At 65.3% G+C, this 21,269-nt stretch carries 14 protein-coding genes and 1 pseudogene; 9 read left to right on the forward strand and 6 right to left on the reverse strand.

Annotated features, from left to right (window positions below; translation table 11 throughout):
• Positions 1 to 17: 17 nt before the first annotated feature.
• Positions 18 to 884, reverse strand: a complete 867-nt coding sequence (locus tag QM748_RS04405) for an oxidoreductase (protein ID WP_415245835.1) — start codon at positions 882 to 884, stop codon at positions 18 to 20.
• Between the two features lie 188 nt (positions 885 to 1,072).
• Complete coding sequence (locus tag QM748_RS04410; RefSeq protein WP_415245836.1) at positions 1,073 to 1,846, reverse strand: SDR family NAD(P)-dependent oxidoreductase; 774 nt, start codon at positions 1,844 to 1,846, stop codon at positions 1,073 to 1,075.
• A 228-nt stretch (positions 1,847 to 2,074) separates the two neighbouring features.
• On the opposite strand from QM748_RS04410, the gene QM748_RS04415 reads away from it, so the two are divergent.
• The gene (locus QM748_RS04415; RefSeq protein WP_415245837.1) at positions 2,075 to 2,266 is read left to right on the forward strand and encodes a hypothetical protein; all 192 of its coding nucleotides are present in this window, start codon (positions 2,075 to 2,077) and stop codon (positions 2,264 to 2,266) included.
• 207 nt (positions 2,267 to 2,473) lie between these two features.
• Here QM748_RS04415 and QM748_RS04420 read toward each other — a convergent pair whose 3' ends face one another.
• The 3 genes from QM748_RS04420 to QM748_RS04430 form a co-directional block, all read right to left on the reverse strand.
• Positions 2,474 to 3,610, reverse strand: coding sequence for an MBL fold metallo-hydrolase (locus QM748_RS04420; protein WP_415245838.1), 1,137 nt, complete (start codon positions 3,608 to 3,610; stop codon positions 2,474 to 2,476).
• 78 nt (positions 3,611 to 3,688) lie between these two features.
• Positions 3,689 to 4,627 (reverse strand): alpha/beta hydrolase, encoded by a 939-nt coding sequence (locus QM748_RS04425; RefSeq protein WP_415245839.1) that lies wholly within the window; start codon positions 4,625 to 4,627, stop codon positions 3,689 to 3,691.
• Between the two features lie 332 nt (positions 4,628 to 4,959).
• Entirely contained in the window at positions 4,960 to 5,865 is a 906-nt protein-coding gene (locus QM748_RS04430; protein WP_415245840.1) for an alpha/beta hydrolase, read from the reverse strand.
• Positions 5,866 to 5,974: 109 nt separating this feature from the next.
• Here QM748_RS04430 and QM748_RS04435 point away from each other — a divergent pair, with 109 nt between their 5' ends.
• Positions 5,975 to 6,934: an AraC family transcriptional regulator gene (locus QM748_RS04435; protein ID WP_415245841.1), complete on the forward strand. Its 960-nt coding sequence runs from the start codon at positions 5,975 to 5,977 to the stop codon at positions 6,932 to 6,934.
• Positions 6,935 to 6,997: 63 nt separating this feature from the next.
• On the opposite strand, the gene QM748_RS04440 is transcribed toward QM748_RS04435, so the two are convergent.
• On the reverse strand, positions 6,998 to 8,530 hold the full coding sequence (locus QM748_RS04440) for a fumarate hydratase (protein ID WP_415245842.1): 1,533 nt from the start codon (positions 8,528 to 8,530) through the stop codon (positions 6,998 to 7,000).
• Between the two features lie 275 nt (positions 8,531 to 8,805).
• Between QM748_RS04440 and acs the strand changes: the two genes are divergently transcribed.
• From acs to clpB, 7 genes and pseudogenes are all read left to right on the forward strand, one after another.
• Positions 8,806 to 10,770, forward strand: a complete 1,965-nt coding sequence (gene acs, locus QM748_RS04445) for an acetate--CoA ligase (RefSeq protein ID WP_415245843.1) — start codon at positions 8,806 to 8,808, stop codon at positions 10,768 to 10,770.
• A 193-nt stretch (positions 10,771 to 10,963) separates the two neighbouring features.
• Positions 10,964 to 11,161, forward strand: coding sequence for a hypothetical protein (locus QM748_RS04450; RefSeq protein ID WP_415245844.1), 198 nt, complete (start codon positions 10,964 to 10,966; stop codon positions 11,159 to 11,161).
• Between the two features lie 10 nt (positions 11,162 to 11,171).
• Positions 11,172 to 13,913, forward strand: a complete 2,742-nt coding sequence (locus QM748_RS04455) for an ATP-binding protein (RefSeq protein WP_415245845.1) — start codon at positions 11,172 to 11,174, stop codon at positions 13,911 to 13,913.
• 30 nt (positions 13,914 to 13,943) lie between these two features.
• Positions 13,944 to 14,312 carry a response regulator transcription factor gene (locus QM748_RS04460; RefSeq protein ID WP_415245846.1) on the forward strand — a complete coding sequence of 123 codons (369 nt, stop codon included), beginning with the start codon at positions 13,944 to 13,946 and terminating at the stop codon, positions 14,310 to 14,312.
• Positions 14,313 to 14,315: 3 nt separating this feature from the next.
• A complete protein-coding gene (locus QM748_RS04465) occupies positions 14,316 to 16,505 on the forward strand; it encodes an exonuclease domain-containing protein (protein ID WP_415245847.1) in 2,190 nt (729 codons plus the stop codon).
• Positions 16,506 to 16,545: 40 nt separating this feature from the next.
• Positions 16,546 to 18,592, forward strand: a pseudogene (locus QM748_RS04470) (VC_2705 family sodium/solute symporter).
• A 66-nt stretch (positions 18,593 to 18,658) separates the two neighbouring features.
• The gene (gene clpB / locus QM748_RS04475; RefSeq protein ID WP_415245848.1) at positions 18,659 to 21,238 is read left to right on the forward strand and encodes an ATP-dependent chaperone ClpB; all 2,580 of its coding nucleotides are present in this window, start codon (positions 18,659 to 18,661) and stop codon (positions 21,236 to 21,238) included.
• Positions 21,239 to 21,269 lie beyond the last annotated feature (31 nt).

Here is a 21,269-nt window from a genome sequence, read left to right on the forward strand (position 1 = left end):
TTGAGAGGTCAGGGGTTTCAGCCGCCGATGGGCTTGATCTCAATGCCGTCGAACGAGGTGTTCAGGCCGCGCTCGCGCCAGCTGTCGATGTCCTCGATGCGCTTGGCGATGGTCTGGTCCCACAGTCCGTAGGCATCGGGGCCCAGCATCAGGCGCATGGGCGGGGCATCGCTTTGCGCGGCGGCGATGATGACTTCCGCCGCCTTGGCTGGGTCGCCGATTTCCTTGCCGGCGGAGGTTTCCAGATAGTTCTCCATCGGGCCGGTGACGTGACGGTAGGCTTCGAGGCGCTGGGCGGGGCGCACGTTGACGTCGCCCGCGAAGCCGGTGCGGAACGAGCCCGGCTCGATGAGGGTGACGCGGATGCCCAGCGGCGCCACTTCCGCCGCCAGGGCTTCGGTCCAGCATTCGATCGCGAACTTGCTGGCGCTGTACGGCCCGCAGCCGGGAATGGCCGCCAGACCGCCGACGCTGCTGACGGTGAGAATGCGGCCCGAGCCCTGCTTGCGCATCTGCGGCAGCACGGCGCGGGTCATCTCGGCGGTGGCGAAGAAGTTCAGCTCGAACTGCGCGCGCAGCTCGGCTTCGGAGAACTCCTCGGCCGCGCCCATCGAGCCGCTGCCGGCGACGTTGGCCAGCACGTCGATACGGCCGAAGCGCGCCAGTGTGTCGGCTACGGCCTTGTTGCGCGCGGCCGCATCGGTCATGTCCACCGCCAGCGGCAGCACGCGGTCTTCATAGCCTTGGGCCAGGGTTTGCAGACGGTCGAGGCGGCGGGCGCCGACCGCCACGTAATCGCCGCTGGCGATGACGGCCTCGGCCAGCGCCTTGCCGAAGCCCGACGAGGCTCCGGTGATCAACCAGACCTTGGGGGTAGTGCTCATGGTGATTTCTCCTGTATGTGCATGCCCGAAAGTGCCGGGGCTTGAATCCATGGCGGCCTTCGTGAAGCCCGCATCGCAATCGATGACTTGAGGATAAGCCGTGGTGTTCGTACGAACAATTCCTGATCGTGCGGATTGCTATTGCAATCGTACGAAGCCGGCTTGAGGACAGCTCCGCTCAGCCTTGCTCAGATGATGGTCAGGCCGCCATCGACCACCAGTTCGGCGCCGATGATGTAGGACGCGTCATCGCTGGCCAGGAACAGCGCGGCCTTGGCGATTTCCTCCGAGGTGCCGACACGGCCGATGGGAATGCCCTTGAGCAGGCTTTCCAGCATCTGCGGATCCTCGGTGAAGTGGGTGGCCATCGGCGTCTCGATCAGGCCGGGGTAGATGCCGTTGACGCGAATGCCTCGGCGGGCGAAATCCACCGCGGCCGCCTTGGTCAGATGCCGGCTGGCGCCCTTGGAGGCGCTGTAGCCCGGCGGCACGTCCGGGAAGACGATGATCCCGGCCGCCGAGGAGATATTGACGATGGCGCCGCTGCCCTGGCGCGCCATGTGCGGCGCGACCGCCTTGATGCCGTAGAACTGGCTGTTCAGGTTCACGTCCATGACGTGATGGAAGTCCTCGGCGGTGGCCTTGTCCCAGCTGCCGTCGCGCGGCCCCGGGGTGCCGGCGTTGTTGACCAGGATGTCGATTCGGCCATGGCGTTCCACGGTGCCGGCCACGACGGCCGCCCATTGATCCTGCTTGGTCACGTCGAGCACGGCCGACGAAGCCCGCTGGCCCTTGCCGGTGATTTCCTTGACCAGCTTGTCCATGTTGTCCTGGCGGTTGGCATTGGCCGTGACCACGACGGTGGCGCCCTCTTCAGCGAACACGCGGGCGATCACCGCGCCCATGCCGGTGCCGCTGCCGGCGCCGGTGATGATGGCGACTTTGTTCTGCAAACGATTCATGATGGCTCTCCGTTTCAATGTATTCGTACCCTGACTGCGGCTGCTTACCGTCTGAATTCGTGAGGCAGGCTGCAGGTATGAAGGTACGCATGAGAGGCCGTACTAACCATGCTTGAGGGTGCGGTCTTTTTTTGTAATCGTACGGAGTTGCTGGGCTGGGCTTGTCGGCTGGTACGGGGGGCGGCAAGCCGGCCTCGTTCGGCGATGGTCAGCGAAGGAGGCAGGGCGATGAAGGCATCAGGGAAAGGCAATTCTTCCCCCGAACGCCAGGACATCCTGAAGGCGCTGCAAGAGGCGATTGCCGATGAACTGGGCGTGAAAAGACGGCTGGGGGAGTGCATGGTCGGCCCGCGGGACGGCCGGCCGGAGCAGGACGATGGCCCGACTATTGAAGAGGCAAGGCCCGTCGGGAAACCCTGAAACGGCGTTTTTCAACGGCCTCGGGGGCACCGGCTGAGGTGGGGCAAGACCTCCCTCTTTCCCGGTGCTCGATGCCATATCCGCCGGAATGCGTCGGAGATGGAGTGTCGAGCTGAGCGCGCAGTGATGGGGTCCCATACCCGTGGGGAGAAGGGGGCGCGCCGTGCAGTGGCGCCTGCCCGGACAGTGTGGCGCAGCGGCGAGCGCTCAGGGCCTGGCCTGCCCCGCGATGGCAGCGGGAAACGCCGAACTGCTTGTCACCGCTTCCTCCCGCCACCAGAGGCGACCCGCGTGGGGGGCGTTCATGTCGATGCGTTCGCCCATCATCGGCGTGGCGACCTGCACGCCGCGCTCGGCGGCGAAGTGCAGGATCTGGTCGAAGGGGTCTTCCCAGACGTGCATGCCGAGGTCGAAGGTGCCGTTGTGGATGGGCAGCAGCCAGCGGCCGCGCAAGTCCTGGTGGGCCTGGACGGTCTCCGACGGCAGCATGTGCACATAGGGCCATTGCTCGTTGTAGGCGCCGGTTTCCATCAGCGTCAGGTCGAAGGGGCCGAAGCGTTCGCCGATCTCGGCGAAGCCCTTGAAGTAGCCGCTGTCGCCACTGAAGAACAGGCGGTAATCGTCGTCCTGGATGACCCACGAGGCCCACAGCGTGCGGTTGCCGTCGCTGAAGCTGCGCCCGGAGAAGTGCTGTGCGGGCGTGACCGTCAGGCGCAGGCCGTCCACTTCGGTGCTTTGCCACCAGTCGAACTGCCGGATCTTGTCCGGCGCGATGCCCCAGTCCGCCAGCCGGTCGCCGACGCCGAGCGGCATCAGGAACAGTGCCGCTTTTTCGCCCAGCGCCTTGATGGCGGCGCGGTCGAGGTGGTCGTAGTGGTCGTGCGACAGGATCACGGCGCGGATCGGCGGCAGTTCGTCGATCGAGATCGGCGGCGCGTGGAAGCGCCTGGGGCCGAAGAACTGCACCGGGGCGGCGCGTTCGGAGAACACCGGGTCGGTCAGCCACCACTGGCCGCGCAGCTTCATCAGCACCGTGGAGTGGCCGAGGCGGTACAGGCTGCGGTCGGGCGCGGCGTCGAGTTCGGCGCGGCTCAGGCGGTGGATGGGGACCGGCGACGAGGGCACCGTGCCGGCGGGCTTGTTGAAGAGGAAATTCCACCATACGCGCAGCGTGGATTCAGGCATGTCGCCGGGGCCGGGCGGGCGTGGGTTGTGGAAACGTCCATCACGCGATTGGGGCGAGGATGCGTAGTCGCCGATCTTGGGCTGCATCATGACGTAGGCGCTCCAGGCGATGAGTGCAATGAGGGCGGCGATGCCCGCACAGCGGAAAACGAAGGGCATGGGGTTGGGGGCGGAGGGAAAGCGGGTTCTTGGGGACTTGCGCGGCGCTGGGAGGGGCGCCGCGCAGAATGGGCGTCTTCAGGAGCCGAGGTGCTTCTTGTAGAAGGGCACGAGTTGCTCCAGCGCCTTGCCGGTGGGCTCGGGCTTGTCGTACAGGTCGTAGTGGCTCACGCCTTCGACGATCTGGATGCTCTTCTGGCTCGAGCGCGCGCGGCCGTAGAGTTCGAGGCCGTCGCGATAGGAGCCGAAGCCGCCCGGAATGCTGCCGATGACGATGTGCAGCGGCTGGGTCAGCAGCACTTCGGCAAAGTGGAAGGCGTCCCAGCCCACGGCCGCGCCGGTGCTGGTCAGGCGCAGCTTGTTGGGCGAGCCGGGCTGCTGGCCGCGCGGGGTGGTGTAGTAATCGACGGCCTCGACGATGTCGATGTTGTCCAGACCGGCTTGCGCACGTTCTGCTTCGGAGTCGGGGATATAGCCCACGATCAGCGGTTCGGCGCCGCGCGCCTCGGCGGTGCGCTGCCTGGCGATGGCGTCCAGGGTCTTGATCGCGGCGTCGGGAGTCATGTCGCCCTCGCGCATCAGGCGGCCATAGTTGGCGGCGACGACGGTGCCGACGGCCTTGAAGCGGCGATCGGTCATCGCCGCGCTGACGGCGTAGCCGCCGCCGCCGCACACGCCCAGCACGCCGATCTTTTCTTCATCTACGTAGGGCAGCGTGACCAGGTAGTCGACCGCGCTGCGGAAATCCTCGACGCGCGTGGCCGGGTCTTCGAGGAAGCGCGGCTCGCCGCCGCTGGCGCCCTGGGTGGAGGCATCGAAGGCGAGCGTGATGAAGCCGGCCCGGGTCAGCCCCTCGCCGTAGATGGCGCCGGAGGTCTGTTCCTTGCAGCTGCTGATCGGGTGGGCGCAGACGATGGCAGCGTATTTCTTGCCGGCATCGAAACCTTCGGGCAGGCGCAGCGTGGCGGCGACGTCCCAGCTACGGTTCTTGAACGTGACGGATTGCGTTTGGCTCATGAAATTCTCCTTGTGAGACGGTGTGCGGATTCCAAAGGGGGCAAGGCATCGAATGCGCATCCGGCATTCCATGGACGCTACGATACCGCTTGAGGCATGGACGAACCATGCTTCAAAGTGCGTTTTTCTTCTTCAGGAGTACGGATCCGATTACGGCTTCCTTCGCCGCCATCCCCTTGCTGCTCAAGCTTCGCAAGCAGGGCTAGCCGTGCCGCTGGAGGCGAGCCGGGGCCGCGTGGAAGACATGTGCCGGCTCTTGAGTCCTCGTTGCGGATCCTGCTTGCCGCCCGGTGTCCGGCATCCGGGATTCGGGATCCGGGCGGCACTCATGCTCAGAGCCTGGTCTTGAAGAAGGGGCCGAGCCTGGACATGGCCTCGGTCACCAGGTCAGGCTTGTCGTACAGGGCGATGTGCGAGGCGCCCGGCACAATGTGCAGGTGCTTGTCCTTGCTGGCGGCGCGGCGGAACAGGTCCTCGCTGATCCAACGCGTGCCAGCATCCTCGCCGGCGACGATCTGGATCGGCTGGGTCAGGAACAGGTCCACCAGGTGGAAGGCGTCGAAGGTGACGAGCTGCATCAGGCTGCGCGTGGGTGCGATGCTCGGCGAGGTGGAGCATTGGGCACGCGGCGTACGGTAGTACTCGACCGCTTCGGCCAGATCGGCGTTGGGCGCTTCTTCCGGTTTCTGCGGCACGATCGGGTAGTAGCCCGTTTCGGCGCCGTTGGCTTCCTCGGTGCGGGCCTTCGAAGCGCTTTCCAGCATCGCGAACGCGCCGGCGAGCTCATCGCGTCCTTCCCAGCCATTGCGCAGGATGGCGCCGTAGTTGGCGGCGCTGACGGCACCGACGGCCTTGATGCGGCGGTCGCCGAGGGCCGCGGTCACGGTATAGGCACCGCCGGCGCAGATGCCCATCGCACCGATCCGGTCACGATCGACATAGGGCAGGGTGGTGAGGTAGTCGATGGCGGCGCTGATGTCGCCGACACGGGCATGGGGATCTTCGAGCTGGCGCGGTTCGCCGCCGCTCTCGCCCTGGCAGGAGGCATCGAAGGCAATGGCAACGAAGCCCCCCGCCGCGAGTTTGCCGGCGTAGAGGCCCGAGGTCTGCTCCTTCACGCCGCCAGCGGGATGGGTGACGACGATGGCGGCGTAGCGCTTCTGCGAATCGAAGCCGGCAGGCAGGTGCAGGTTTGCGGCCATCTCGATCGGGCCGTTCTTGAATTTCACGGATTTCATCTTCGGTTGCCTTTTCAGCAGTTCTCCAGAGATGCAACGGTAATCCGTGCTTGACGAACGTACCATTTCCTAAAGTACATTTTTGTTTTTCGATCGTACAGGCTTGCCGATGGACCCTCTTTCCGACGTCCTCTCGCTGCTCAAGCCGCGCAGCCAGTTCTATGCGGGCCTGGATGCGGCCGGAGACTGGTCTTTCGACTTCCCTCCACACGAGGGCATCAAATTCACCGCGGTGATGCAGGGCACGTGCTGGGGCTACACGGATGACCTGGAGCAGCCGGTGCGCTTCGAAGAAGGCGACTGCTTTCTGCTCAATTGCGGGCGCCGCTTCGTATTGGCATCCGATCCCGGACTGCCGCCGCAGGATTCCGGACACATTCTCGACGCCGCATACCGCGACGGGATCGCCGTGCATAACGGCGGCGGCGAGGTATTCCTGATCAGCGGGCGCTTCGATTTCACCGGCAACCATGCCGCGGTGTTGTTCGATGCGCTGCCGGCCATCGTCAACATTCCCAAGGCATCGAGCCAGGCCGAGATCCTGCGCTGGTCGCTCGATCAACTCGTCGCCGAGTTGCACAGCCCGCAGCCGGGTGGTGCGCTGCTATCGACGCATCTGGTGCATCTGATGCTGGTGCAGGTGCTGAGGCTGTTCCTGGCATCGTGCGGCGAAATCCCCAAGGGCTGGTTCCTCGCGCTGACCGATCGCCAGATCAGCCCTGCGATCGGTGCGATCCATGCCGAGCCGGCCCGCCACTGGACACTCGAAGAACTGGCGCGGGTCGCCGGTGTATCGCGCACCGTGTTCGCGCAGCGCTTCAAGGCGCTGGTGGGCAGTACGGCGATGGACTACCTCGCGCGCTGGCGCATGCTGATGGCGGCGGACCGCCTGCGCGCGGGCAGCGAGAGCGTGTCGACCATCGCCTTCTCACTTGGGTACGAGTCTGAAAGCGCTTTCAGCACCGCCTTCAAGCGGATCATGGCCTGCTCGCCGACCCAGTACCGGCGCCAAGTCAAGGGCGCCGACGAGCGGCGCGAGTTGCTGCCGAGGGAGATGGCAGCGGCGTAGATCCGCAATGAAAAGCCCGGCCTCTTGCGAGTGCCGGGCTTTGCGTCTGCCGGTGCAGGGCGATCAGGCAACCGCGACCGGAATCTTGCCGATCCTGGCCTGCCACTCCTTCGGACCGGTGTTGTGCACGCTGGTGCCGTTGGCATCCACCGCGACCGTCACCGGCATGTCCTGCACGGTGAATTCGTAGATCGCTTCCATGCCGAGATCGGCGAAGCCGACGACGCTGGCTTCCTTGATCGCCTTCGACACCAGGTAGGCTGAGCCGCCGACCGCCATCAGGTAGGCGGACTTGTTGTCCTTGATCGCCTCGATCGCGACCGGGCCGCGCTCGGATTTGCCGATCATCGAGATGAGGCCGGTCTTCTCCAGCATCATGCGGGTGAACTTGTCCATGCGGGTGGCGGTGGTGGGGCCGGCGGGGCCGACGACTTCGTCGCGCACAGGGTCGACCGGGCCGACGTAGTAGATGACGCGGTTGGTGAAGTCGACCGGCAGCTTCTCGCCCTTTTCGAGCATGTCGGCGATGCGCTTGTGCGCGGCGTCGCGGCCGGTGAGCATCTTGCCGTTGAGCAGCAGGATCTGGCCCGGCTTCCAGGAGGCGACTTCTTCCTTGGTCAGGGTGTCGAGATTGACCCGGGTTGCGACGTTGGTGTCGGCTTTCCAGGTAACCTGCGGCCAGTCTTCCAGCCTCGGCGTTTCCAGCTTCGCCGGGCCCGAGCCGTCGAGGTGGAAGTGGACGTGGCGGGTCGCCGCACAGTTCGGGATCATCGCCACCGGCAGCGAGGCGGCGTGGGTCGGGTAGTCCATGATCTTGACGTCGAGCACGGTGGTCAGGCCGCCCAGGCCCTGGGCGCCGATGCCGAGCGCGTTGACCTTGTCCATCAGTTCGAGGCGCAGCTCCTCGACGCGCGTGAGCTGGGCACCGGAAGCGGCCTTCTCGCGCAGTTCGTGGATGTTGACCGGCTCCATCAGCGATTCCTTGGCCAGCAGCATCGCCTTTTCCGGCGTGCCGCCGATGCCGATGCCGAGGATGCCCGGCGGACACCAGCCGGCGCCCATGGTCGGCACGGTCTTGATCACCCAGTTGACGATCGAGTCGGACGGATTCAGCATCACCATCTTCGACTTGTTCTCCGAGCCGCCGCCCTTGGCCGCACAGATGACTTCGACGTGGTCGCCGGGGACGATCTCGTAATGCACCACCGCCGGCGTGTTGTCCTTGCTGTTCTGGCGCTTGCCGGCGGGGTCGAGCAGCACCGAGGCGCGCAGCTTGTTATCGGGGTGGTTGTAGGCGCGGCGCACGCCTTCGTTGATCATTTCCTGTACGCTCGACTTGGAATCCCACTGCACGTTCATGCCCACTTTCATGAACACGACGGCGATGCCGGTATCCTGGCAGATCGGGCGGTGGCCTTCGGCGCACATGCGCGAGTTGGTCAGGATCTGCGCGATGGCGTCCTTCGCCGCCGGGCTTTCCTCGCGTTCGTAGGCTTCGCCAAGCGCCTTGATGTAGTCGAGCGGGTGGTAGTAGCTGATGTACTGGAACGCATCCGCAATCGACTGAATGAGGTCTTCTTCGCGAATAATCGTCATGGCGCTTGGTCTCCGGGATGACATAGGGGCAGAATGCCGAAGTTGGATCGGAATTCGATCAACGGATGAATTTTAGCATCGCCGCGTACCGGCCACATCGCCGAAACGGCGCGGGGGCTTGTGTAAGTCCTCTGTAAGATACATATTCTTAAATGTGACGAATTCGGCGGTAGCCGGACGTGTGGCTACTGCAACCATTTCAAGGCCGGAACCAACCGGTCGTCGACCCGCAAGGGGTCAGCTTCAACCATATGGTCAGTTGAGGAGAGGTGAGCATGTCCAATGAGCAGCAAGTCCGCATTTACAACCCGTCCGAAGAGATGGTGAAGAACGCCGCGGTGTCCGGCATGGATGGATACCGTGCGCTGTGCAAGGAAGCAGAAGACGACTACGAAGGTTTCTGGGCTCGTTACGCCAGGGAACTGCTCGACTGGAAGGTGCCTTTCACCCAGGTGCTCGACGAAAGCGATGCGCCGTTCTTCAAGTGGTTTGCCGACGGCAAGCTGAACGTCTCCTACAACTGCCTCGACCGCAACGTGGAAAAGGGCCTGGGCGACAAGGTCGCGCTGATCTTCGAAGCCGACAGCGGCGACGTCACCAAGGTCACCTACAAGGATCTGCTGTCCCGCGTCAGCAAGTTCGCGAATGCCCTGCGCGGCATGGGCGTCAAGAAGGGCGACCGTGTCGTCATCTACATGCCGATGTCGATCGAAGGCGTCGTCGCGATGCAGGCATGTGCCCGCATCGGCGCCACGCACTCCATCGTCTTCGGCGGTTTCTCCGCCCAGGCCCTGCGTGACCGCATCGAGGATGCCGGTGCTGTTGCCCTGATCACCTCCGACGGCCAGCACCGCGGCGGCAAGGCGCTGCCGCTGAAGCCGATCGCCGACGAGGCGCTGACGCTGGGCGGCTGCGACACGATCAAGAACGTGATCGTGGTCAAGCGCACCGGCGGCGACTGCAACATCGTCGCCGGCCGTGACACCTGGTTCCACGATGCCTGCGAAGGCCAGTCCGAGACCTGCGAACCGGAATGGGTGGAAGCCGAGCATCCGCTGTTCATCCTCTACACCTCGGGTTCCACCGGCAAGCCGAAGGGCGTGCAGCACTCGACCGGCGGCTATCTGCTGCAGGCCGTGCTGTCGATGAAGTTCAGCTTCGACATCAAGCCGGAAGACGTTTTCTGGTGCACCGCCGACATCGGCTGGGTCACCGGCCACACCTACATCGCCTACGGTCCGCTCGCCTGCGGCGCCACCGAGATCGTCTTCGAAGGCGTGCCGACCTATCCGGATGCCGGCCGTTTCTGGAAGATGATCCAGGACCACAAGGTCACCATCTTCTATACCGCGCCCACCGCGATCCGCTCGCTGATCAAGGCTGCCGACAACAACCCGACGGTGCATCCGACCAAGTACGACCTGTCCAGCCTGCGCCTGCTCGGCTCGGTCGGCGAACCGATCAACCCGGCCGCCTGGCAGTGGTACTACGACAACGTCGGCGGCGGCCGCTGCCCGATCGTCGATACCTTCTGGCAGACCGAAACCGGCGCGCACGTGATCACGCCGATGCCGGGTGCCACGCCGATGGTGCCGGGTTCGTGCACGCTGCCTTTCCCGGGCATCCAGGCCGCGGTGGTCGATGAGACCGGCACCGAAGTGCCATGGGGCCAGGGCGGCATCCTGGTGATCAAGCGTCCGTGGCCATCGATGATCCGCACCATCTGGGGCGATCCGGAGCGCTTCAAGAAGTCCTACTACCCGGACGACTTCAAGGGCAAGCTCTACCTGGCCGGCGACGGCGCCATCCGTGACGCCGAGACGGGCTACTTCACCATCACCGGCCGTATCGACGACGTGCTGAACGTGTCCGGCCACCGCATGGGCACGATGGAAATCGAATCGGCGCTGGTTGCGCACGAGAAGGTTGCCGAAGCCGCCGTGGTCGGCCGTCCGGACGACGTCACCGGCGAGGCGATCGTGGCCTTCGTGGTGCTGAAGGGACCGCGTCCGACCGGCGAGGAAGCCGCCGCCGTGGTCAAGGAGCTGCAGAGCTGGGTGGGCCACGAGATCGGGCCGATCGCCAAGCCGAAGGACATCCGTTTCGGCGAGAACCTGCCGAAGACGCGTTCGGGCAAGATCATGCGCCGCCTGCTGCGCCAGCTGGCAAAGGGCGAGGACGTCACCCAGGACACCTCGACGCTCGAGAATCCGCAGATCCTCGAGCAGCTCAAGGGCTGAGGCGGTTTGGCCGAGCCGGGCCGCAAGAGCCCGGCCGGCACAGGAACAAGGGAAGGTCCGGCCATGACGCCGGGCGGGGGAGAGGGAGCGGCGTGCGTCATGCCGCCGTCCGTACGCGCGATGCGCCCAACCTGCCGCAAGAGCGGGGGGCGCATTCGTTTTTTGCCGGAGCGGTCATCATGGGAGGGGCATGATGCGCAAGGGACTTGCCGGGCAACGGCTGGTCGCGATGTTCATCGCGGGCGTCCTGCTGCTCAATTTTCCGTTGCTGTCGCTGTTCGACCGGCCCGTGACGCTGTTCGGGCTGCCGCTGCTGCACGTCTATCTGTTCGTGGTCTGGGGCGGACTGATCGCCGCCGTGGGCTGGATCGTCGAACGCGGCGCGCGCTGAGGGCAGACCGATGCTTCCGGGCTGGCTCATCATCGGCGCTTCGTTCGCCTACCTGCTGACGCTTTTCGCGGTGGCTTATTTCGGCGACCGCCGCGCCGACCAGGGGCGCTCGGTCATCGACAACGCCTGGACTTACGGCCTGTCGCTGGCTGTCTACTGTACCGCCTGGACCTATTTCGGCAGCGTCGGCCGCGCCGCGTCGGGCGGCATCTGGTTCCTGCCGACCTATCTCGGCCCCACACTGGGCATGGCATTGGGCTGGCTGGTGGTGCTGAAGATGATCCGCATCTCGCGCACCCACCGGATCACGTCGATCGCCGACTTCATCGCCTCGCGCTACGGCAAGAGCCACATGCTGGGCGGACTCGTCACCATCATCGCAGTGGTCGGCATCCTTCCTTATGTGGCGCTGCAGCTCAAGGCGATCTCGAGCGCCTATGCCTTGCTGGTGGAGGATGCCGGCAGCCCCCTGCCGCTCGGTGCGAACGCCGAGTGGTGGCTCGACAGCACGCTCTACATCGCCCTGACGCTGGCGGCCTTCACCGTGCTGTTCGGCACCCGCCACCTCGATGCCACCGAGCGGCATGAGGGCATGGTCGCAGCGATCGCCTTCGAGTCGGTGATCAAGTTGCTGGCATTCCTCGCCGTGGGCATCTATGTGACCTACTGGCTGTACGATGGCTTCACCGATCTCTATGCGCGGGCGCGCGAGCACCCCGGCCTCGCCAGCGTGCTGATCTTCGACAGTACCGGCAAGATCGGCTATGGCGGCTGGTTCGCGCATGTGCTGCTGGCGATGCTGGCGGGCATCTTCCTGCCGCGGCAGTTCCAGATCGCGGTCGTGGAGAACGTCAACGAACAGCACCTGAGGCGCGCAACCTGGCTGTTTCCGGCCTATCTGCTGGCGATCAACATCTTCGTGATCCCGATCGCGCTCGGCGGCCTGCTGCACTTCGGCCAGGGCAACGTCGATCCGGACACCTTCGTGTTGACGCTGCCGCTGGCGCACGACAACGCCGGGCTGGCGCTGTTCGTGTTCATCGGCGGCCTGTCGGCGGCCACCGGCATGGTCATCGTCGAGGCCATCGCGCTGTTGACGATGGTGTGCAACGACCTGGTGATGCCGATCCTGCTGCGCAGCCGCCGGCTGGGCCTGTCGGCGCAGCGCGACCTGACCCGCCTGCTGCTGGGTATCCGCCGCGGCGCGATCGTCGGCGTGCTGCTGCTCGGATACCTGTACTTCCGTCTCGCCGGCGAAGCCTACGCACTGGTCAGCATCGGCCTGATCAGCTTCGCCGCCGTTGCCCAGTTCGCGCCGGCCATGCTGGGCGGCATGTACTGGCGCAACGGCACGCGCGACGGCGCCTTTGCCGGCCTGCTCGCAGGCTTCCTGGTGTGGGCCTATACCTTGCTGCTGCCGTCCTTCGCCAAGTCCGGCTGGCTCGATCCGGCCTTTCTGGACAACGGGCTGTTCGGCCTGGCGTGGCTGCGGCCGGAGCAGCTGTTTGGTCTGGCCGGGCTCGACAACATCAGCCATGCGCTGTTCTGGAGCCTGTTCGCCAACATCGGCTGTTATGTGTTCGTGTCGCTGCTGCGTGTCCCGACCACGGCCGAGGCGGGGCAGGGTGCCTTGTTCGTCAATGCCTTCCGCCGTGGCGACAGCACGCCGGCGAGTTTCTGGCGCGGCCGTGCGGAGGTCGCCGACCTGATTCCGCTGGTCGCCCGCTTCCTGGGGCAGCGTCGCACCGAGGAGGCATTCCGTACCTATGCCCGCAGCCGCGGCGTGGACAGCATCGACAGGCTGAAGGCCGATCCCGATCTGGTCCACTTCGCCGAATCGCTGCTTGCCGGTGCGATCGGCAGCGCCTCGGCCCGCGTCATGGTGTTGACCGTGGTGCAGGAGGAGCCGCTGGGCCTGGGCGAGGTGATGGATATCCTCGACGAGGCCTCGCAGGTGCGGGCCTATTCGCGCCAACTCGAGGAGAAATCACGCGAACTCGAAGCGGCGACTGCGGAGCTGCGTGCCGCCAACGACAAGCTGAAGGAGCTCGACCGCCTGAAGGACGACTTCATGTCTTCCGTCACCCACGAGCTGCGCACGCCGCTGACCTCGATCCGGGCGCTGTCCGAGATGATGCTCGACGACCCCGACATCGATCTCGCCGACCGCCAGCGCTTCCTCGGCATCATCGTGTCCGAGACGGTCCGCCTGGGCCGGCTGGTGAATCAGGTGCTTGATCTCGCCAAGATCGAAGCGGGCCATGCAGAGTGGCACAACACCGACATCGACATGTGTGAACTGGTGACACATGCAGTCGATGCGACGCAGCAACTGTTCCGCGACCGTGCCGCCGAGGTGGTTCTCGAGCTGCCGCAAAGTGTGCCGGTCCTGCGCGCAGACCATGACCGCCTGCTGCAGGTGATGCTCAACCTGCTGTCGAATGCGGCCAAGTTCGTGCCGGCGGAAGGCGGGCGAGTGGTGGTGAAGCTGGCTGCCGATGGCAGCCGAATCCGGGTCGACGTGCGCGACAACGGCCCGGGCATTCCGCCCGAACTGGAAACGGTGATCTTCCAGAAATTCAGGCAAGGCGGCGATGAGCACTCGCGTCCGCAGGGCACCGGCCTGGGCTTGCCGATCAGCCGCCAGATCGTCGAGCACTTCGGCGGCCGCTTGTGGCTGGAGTCGCCCTCGGAAGGAGGGGCGTGCTTCTCGTTCGAATTGCCCCTGCCACCTGCGGCGGACGGCCAATGACATAGAATGGTGCAGGAGGGAGGAGAAAACATGGCCAAAAAGATCCTGATCGCAGACGACGAGCAGAACATCGTCATATCCCTGGAGTTCCTCATGAAGCGCGAGGGATTCGAGGTGCTGGTGGCGAACGATGGCGAGGAAGCGGCGCGGCGCATCCGCAGCGAGCAGCCGGATCTCGTCCTGCTGGACGTGATGATGCCCAAGAAGACCGGTTTCGAGGTTTGCCAGGAGATCAAGGCCGATCCGGCCATGGCGGCGGTCCGCATCCTGATGCTGACCGCCAAGGGACGGGATACCGAGGTGGCAAAAGGGCTGGCGCTGGGGGCCGATGCCTACATGACCAAGCCGTTCTCGACCAAGGAACTGGTGGAGAAAGTACGCAGCCTGCTGGGGGCCTGAACCATGTCGGCTCGCACGCGCTTTGCCCTGGCGATCGTCGTTCTCGGTCTGCTGATGACCGGTCCCTTCATCCTGACCGCGTTGATCGTCTGGCTGGAGACGCATGACGAAGGCCGGCAGCAATTGACCGAAGTGCTGCTGCCCCACTTGGGCGTCGGCACGATGCTGACCATCGTCGGCTTTGCCGCGGGCGTCGGCGTGCTGCGCATCCTGTTTCGCCAGTACGTGCAGGGCCTGCTGCGGATGGCGGAGAATCTGCGCCTGATGCTCGGTGCCAATCGCGGTTTCCGTGTCCAGCCCGAAGGGCCGCCGGAAGTGCAGATGCTGGCGAGTGCGGCGAATGAACTCGCGACCCAGCGTGACGAGATCTTCTCCGACGTGGAGGCGCAGATCGCGCGTGCCAAGGATTCGGTCGAGCAGGAAAAGAACCGCCTCGCCGCGCTGATGTCCGAGCTCACCCAGAGCGTCGTGGTCTGTAACCTGGATGGCCGCATCCTGCTCTACAACAACCGCGCCCGCATGCAGTTCCGCGCCTTGTCCGATGCGCCGGGCGTGGCCGGCGGCGGTGAACTGATCGGCCTTGGGCGCTCGATCTACGCCGTGTTCGAACGCAACCTGATCGCCCATGCGCTCGAAACCATCCAGCAGCGCCTCAGGCGCGGTGCAGCTCAGCCGCAGGCCAACTTCGTCACCACCACGCGCGCGGGCCAGCTGCTTCGCGTGCAGATGGCGCCGGTGCTGGCGGTGGCGAAGCCGCAGGGGGATGGCGGAGCAGCGGAGGAGACCGAGCGCACGCAGACCGGTTTCATCCTGATGCTCGACAACATCACCCGCAACTTCGAGACCGAGTCGCGCCGCGACCAGATGCTGCACAACCTGACCGAAGGCAATCGTGCGGCGCTGGCCAACGTGAGGGCGGCGGCGGAAATGCTCGAGTACGGCGATCTGCCCGACGAAATGCGCGACCGTTTCCGCAACGTGATCCGCGATGAGGTGCAGGGCATGAGCAAGCGCCTCAACGAGACGGCCGAAGCCTTCGCCGATTCGCTGAAGGCGCGCTGGCCGCTGGAGGAAATGCTCGGCGCCGACCTGGTGGCGGCGGTGCAGCGCCGTATCGAGCAGCGCATCGAACTGCGGACCAAGCTGGAGGAGATCGACGAAAGCCTGTGGGTGAAGGTCGATAGCTTTTCGCTGATCCAGGCGCTGACCTATCTGGCGAGCCGGCTGTCCGACGAGTTCGAGGTCCGCGAAGTGCGCTTCCGCCTTACCGGGGCCGGACGCCTGGTGCACCTCGACCTGATCTGGTCCGGCCAGGCGATGAGCACCGAGACGGTGATGAACTGGGAACTCGAGCCGATGCGGATCGAGGACGAGAGCAGCCCGCTGACGGTGCGCGACGTCATCGATCGCCACGACGGCGAGATGTGGCTGGAGCGCGAGAAGGTGCGCCACCGTGCTTTCTTCCGCGTCCTGCTGCCGGCCGCGGTGCCGCAGGAGCAGGCCGAGGCCGAGTTGTTCCTGCGCGGCGAGAGCCGGCCGGAGTACTACGATTTCGATCTCTTCGCCTGGTCCGAGAAATCGCACGGGATCGAGGACCGCCCGCTGACCGAACTCGTGTTTACGGTGTTCGACACCGAAACCACCGGGCTCAATCCCTCGCAGGGCGACGAGATCATCCAGATCGGCGCCACCCGCATCCTCAACGGCAAGCTGCTGCGCAACGAATCCTTCGAGCAACTGATCGATCCGCGCCGGCCCTTGGCGCCGGAGTCGGCTGAGATCCACGGCATCACCGAGGAGATGCTGATAGGCCAGCCCGCGATCGACACGGTGCTGCCCGCCTTCCATGCCTTCGCTGCCGATACCGTGCTGATCGCCCACAACGCCGCCTTCGACATGCGCTTCCTGCAGCTCAAGGAGGCGGCGACCGGCTTGCGCTTCGATCAGCCGGTCCTCGATACGCTGCTGCTGTCGGCCGTGGTGCATCCGAACCAGGAGTCGCACCGCCTGGAGGCGATCGCCGAACGGCTCGGCCTGACCATCGTCGGCCGGCATACCGCGCTCGGCGATGCCATCGTCACCGCCGAGGTGTTCCTGAAGCTCGTTCCGCTGCTGGCGGACAAGGGCATCCGGACCTTGCGTCAGGCGCGCGAGGCCGCAGAGCAGACCTATTACGCACGGATCAAGTATTGATGCATCACACCCCGGCCGGCGCCCTCGGGCGAAATGAATCGTGAGCGCCCAGTCGGCGTTCACGAGCCGGCTCAAGCGCTACTACGCCTGGTACACAGGCACCTTCCTGCTGTTCGTCGTCGGGCTCGCCATCGGCGAGCAGCTGGGCCTGCCGCAAGGAGTGATCGGGCACAGCTTCCTGTTCGTCACCATCGCCATCTACGCCGGCATCGGCGTCATGAGCCGGACCTCGAACGTGTCGGAGTACTACGTCGCCGGCCGGCGCGTGCCCGCATTGTTCAACGGCATGGCCACCGCGGCCGACTGGATGAGCGCGGCATCCTTCATCGGTCTGGCCGGAACGCTGTATTTCTCGGGTTTCGAGGGGTTGGCCTTCGTCGCCGGCTGGACCGGCGGTTTCGTGCTGGTGGCGCTGCTGATCGCGCCCTATCTGCGCAAGTTCGGCCAGTACACCATCCCGGATTTTCTCGGTGAGCGTTACCAGGGCAATCTTGCGCGCGTGGTCGGGCTGATCGCCACCGTGCTGGCCAGCTTCGTGTACCTGGTGGCACAAATCTACGGCGTGGGGCTGGTGACCAGCCGCTTTGTCAGCATCGAGTTCGAGATCGGCCTGTTCATCGGCCTTGCCGGCATCCTGCTGTGCTCCTTCCTGGGCGGCATGCGGGCGGTGACCTGGACCCAGGTCGCGCAGTACGTGATCCTGGTCATCGCCTACCTGGTACCGGTGGTGATCCTGTCGTACAAGCTCACCGACGTGCCGATACCGCAGGCAGTTCTACGGTGCGGTATTGCAGCAGATCAGCGAGCGTGAGCAGATCCTGTTCGATGCTCCCGACGAAATCGAGGTGCGCGCGCTGTACCGCCTGCGTGCCGAAAACTATGCCGACCGGATCGAGAGGCTGCCTGAGTCGCTCGAGCTCGAGCGCCGGACGATGATCGAGCGGCTCAATGCGTTGCGCCTGAGCGATGCGTCAGCGCGCGAGATCGCGCTGGCCGAACGTGCGTTGCGCGATTTGCCGCACACGCCCGGTGAAGCGAAACTGGTGTGGGAGAAGGCGCGTGCCGAAGCGCTCGAGCGGGCCAGGCCACCGCCGCGGCATGCCGAAGCGCACCCGGGCGAGACACCTGAGGAGTCCCGCATTGCGCGCAACAACTTCCTGGCATTGATGTTCGTGCTGATGCTCGGCACGGCGGGGCTGCCGCACATCCTGATGCGCTACTACACCACGCCGGGGGTGGCCGATGCGCGCAAGTCGGTACTGTGGTCGATGTTCTTCATCTTCCTGCTCTACGTCACTGCGCCGGCCTACGCGGTGTTCGCCAAGTGGGAGGTCTATCACAATCTCGTCGGCTCCAGCCTCGACATCCTGCCCGACTGGGTGATGTCGTGGGGCAAGGTCGGCCTGGTGAAGATCGAGGACCTGAACGGCGACGGCATCCTGCAGCTTGCCGAGCTGAGCCTGAACACCGACGTCATCGTGCTCGCCACGCCCGAGATCGCCGGCTTGCCCTACGTCGTATCCGGCCTGGTGGCGGCGGGCGGCCTGGCGGCGGCGCTGTCCACCGCCGACGGGCTGCTGCTGACCATATCCAACGCCTTTTCGCACGACCTCTACTACAAGGTGCTGCGGCCGACGGCCTCGGCCCACCGGCGGCTGGTGATCTCCAAGTCGCAGTTGCTGGTGGTCGCCGTGGTGGCGGCCTGGGTGGCCTCGCTGCGGCCCGACAACATCCTGTTCACGGTCGGGCTGGCGTTCTCGATCGGCGCCTCGGCACTGTTCCCGGCGCTGGTGCTGGGCATCTTCTGGAAACGGGCCAACCGCCCCGGCGCGGTCGCCGGCATGCTGGTCGGGCTGACGGTCACGGTGTTCTACATGGTGCGCACGCACGGTTTCTTCGGCGGCTCGATGGACAACGCCTGGTTCGGCATCAGTTCGATTTCGGCCGGCGTGTTCGGCGTGCCGCTCGGCTTCCTGACGATCGTCGTCGTCAGCCTGCTGACCAGGCCGCCTCCCGACGAAATACAGGAGCTGGTCGATTATGTGCGCTATCCGCAACTGCCGTCGGATACCCACAGAACGGGCTGAGGGCTTGAAGCGCGGACGATGCGCCCCACATAGGGTTCAGTTCAACGAATCCCGAGGATGGCTTCCATGCGCTTCGACAAGCTCACGACCAAATTCCAGCAAGCCCTCGCCGATGCGCAGAGTATCGCCGTCGGCAACGACCAGCAATTCATCGAGCCGCTGCACGTGCTGCAGGCGCTGCTCGAACAGGACGACGGCGGCAGCGTGTCGCTGCTGCAGCGCGCCGGCGTCAATGTTCCGCCGCTGAAGACCGCGCTCGGCAAGGCCATCGGCCGCCTGGCCAAAGTAGAGGGACACGGCGGCGAAGTCAGCATCGGCCGCGACCTCAACAACCTGCTCAACGTCACCGACCGCGAGGCGCAGAAGCGCGGCGACCAGTTCATCGCCAGCGAGATGTTCCTGCTCGCGCTCGCTGACGACAAAGGCGAAGCCGGCCGCCTGCTGAAGGAGCACGGCCTGTCGCGCAAGGCGCTGGAAGCGGCGATCGAGGCGGTGCGCGGCGGTGCCAGCGTCGGCAGCCAGGATGCCGAAGGCCAGCGCGAGTCGCTGAATAAGTACTGCCTGGATCTCACCGAGCGCGCCCGCAGCGGCAAGCTCGACCCGGTGATCGGCCGCGACGACGAGATCCGCCGCGCCATCCAGATCCTGCAGCGCCGCACCAAGAACAACCCGGTGCTGATCGGCGAGCCCGGCGTCGGCAAGACCGCGATCGTCGAAGGCCTGGCGCAGCGCATCGTCAATGACGAAGTGCCCGAGACGCTGAAAGGCAAGCGCGTGCTGTCGCTCGACATGGCGGCGCTGCTGGCCGGCGCCAAGTACCGCGGCGAGTTCGAGGAACGCCTGAAGGCGGTGCTGAAGGAGATCGCCCAGGAAGAAGGGCAGATCATCCTGTTCATCGACGAGATCCACACCATGGTCGGTGCCGGCAAGGCCGAAGGCGCGATGGACGCCGGCAACATGCTGAAGCCGGCGCTGGCGCGCGGCGAATTGCACTGCATCGGCGCCACCACGCTGGACGAATACCGCAAGTACATCGAGAAGGACGCCGCGCTCGAACGCCGCTTCCAGAAGGTGCTGGTCGAGGAGCCGACGGTGGAAGCCACCATCGCGATCCTGCGCGGCCTGCAGGAGAAGTACGAGATCCACCACGGCGTCGACATCACCGACCCGGCGATCGTCGCCGCGGCCGAGCTGAGCCATCGCTACATCACCGACCGCTTCCTGCCGGACAAGGCGATCGACCTGATCGACGAGGCCGCGGCGCGGATCAAGATGGAGATCGACTCCAAGCCCGAGGTCATGGATAAGCTCGACCGCCGCATGATCCAGCTCAAGATCGAGCGCGAAGCGGTGAAGAAGGAAAAGGACGAAGCTTCGCAGAAGCGCCTGCAACTGATCGAGGAAGAGCTCGAGAAGCTGCAGCGCGAGTACAACGACCTCGAGGAAATCTGGAAGGCGGAGAAGGCTAAGGTCGCCGGTTCGGCCCACATCAAGGAAGAGATCGATACGCTGCGCGCGCAGATGGCGGAATTCCAGCGCAAGGGCCAGCTCGACAAGGTCGCGGAGCTGCAGTACGGCAAGCTGCCCCAGCTCGAAGCGCAGTTGAAGATGGCGGAGCAGGCTGGCGACGGCGGCACGCCGAACAAGCTGCTGCGCACCCAGGTCGGCACCGAGGAAATCGCCGAGGTGGTGTCGCGCGCCACCGGCATTCCGGTCAGCAAGATGATGCAGGGCGAGCGCGAGAAGCTGCTGCACATGGAGGACAAGCTGCACGAGCGCGTGGTCGGCCAGGACGAGGCCGTGCGCCTGGTGGCGGACGCCATCCGCCGCTCGCGTGCGGGCCTGGCGGACGAGAACCGTCCTTATGGCTCCTTCCTGTTCCTCGGCCCCACCGGCGTCGGCAAGACCGAGCTGTGCAAGACGCTGGCGAGCTTCCTGTTCGATTCGGAAGAGCACCTGATCCGCATCGACATGAGCGAGTTCATGGAGAAGCACTCGGTGGCCCGCCTGATCGGCGCGCCGCCGGGCTACGTCGGCTACGAGGAAGGCGGCTACCTGACCGAGCAGGTGCGGCGCAAGCCCTACAGCGTGATCCTGTTCGACGAGGTCGAGAAGGCCCATCCGGACGTGTTCAACGTGCTGCTGCAGGTGCTCGACGACGGCCGCATGACCGACGGCCAGGGCCGCACGGTGGACTTCAAGAACACCGTGATCGTGATGACCTCCAACCTCGGCAGCCAGATGATCCAGGCCATGGCCGGCGACGACTACGGCGTGATCAAGCTCGCGGTGATGGCCGAGGTCAAGACCTACTTCCGCCCCGAGTTCATCAACCGGATCGACGAAGTCGTGGTGTTCCACGCCCTGGACGAGAAGCACATCGCCGGCATCGCGAAAATCCAGCTGCAGTACCTGCAGCGGCGCCTGGCGCGGCTGGACATGGAACTGGAGGTCACGGATGCAGCGCTGGCCGAACTGGCCGAGGCAGGCTTCGACCCGGTGTTCGGCGCGCGGCCGCTTAAGCGGGCGATCCAGGAGCGCATCGAGAACCCGCTGGCGAAGGCGATTCTCGAAGGACGCTTCGCCGCCAAGGATCGCGTAAAGGTCGATGCGCGGGACGGCAAGCTGCTGTTCGAGAAATCCTGATCCTGGCCCGGTACCCATGCCTGACGCCCAT

The organism is Thauera sp., assembly GCF_047601425.1.
Classification (GTDB): Bacteria; Pseudomonadota; Gammaproteobacteria; order Burkholderiales; family Rhodocyclaceae; genus Thauera.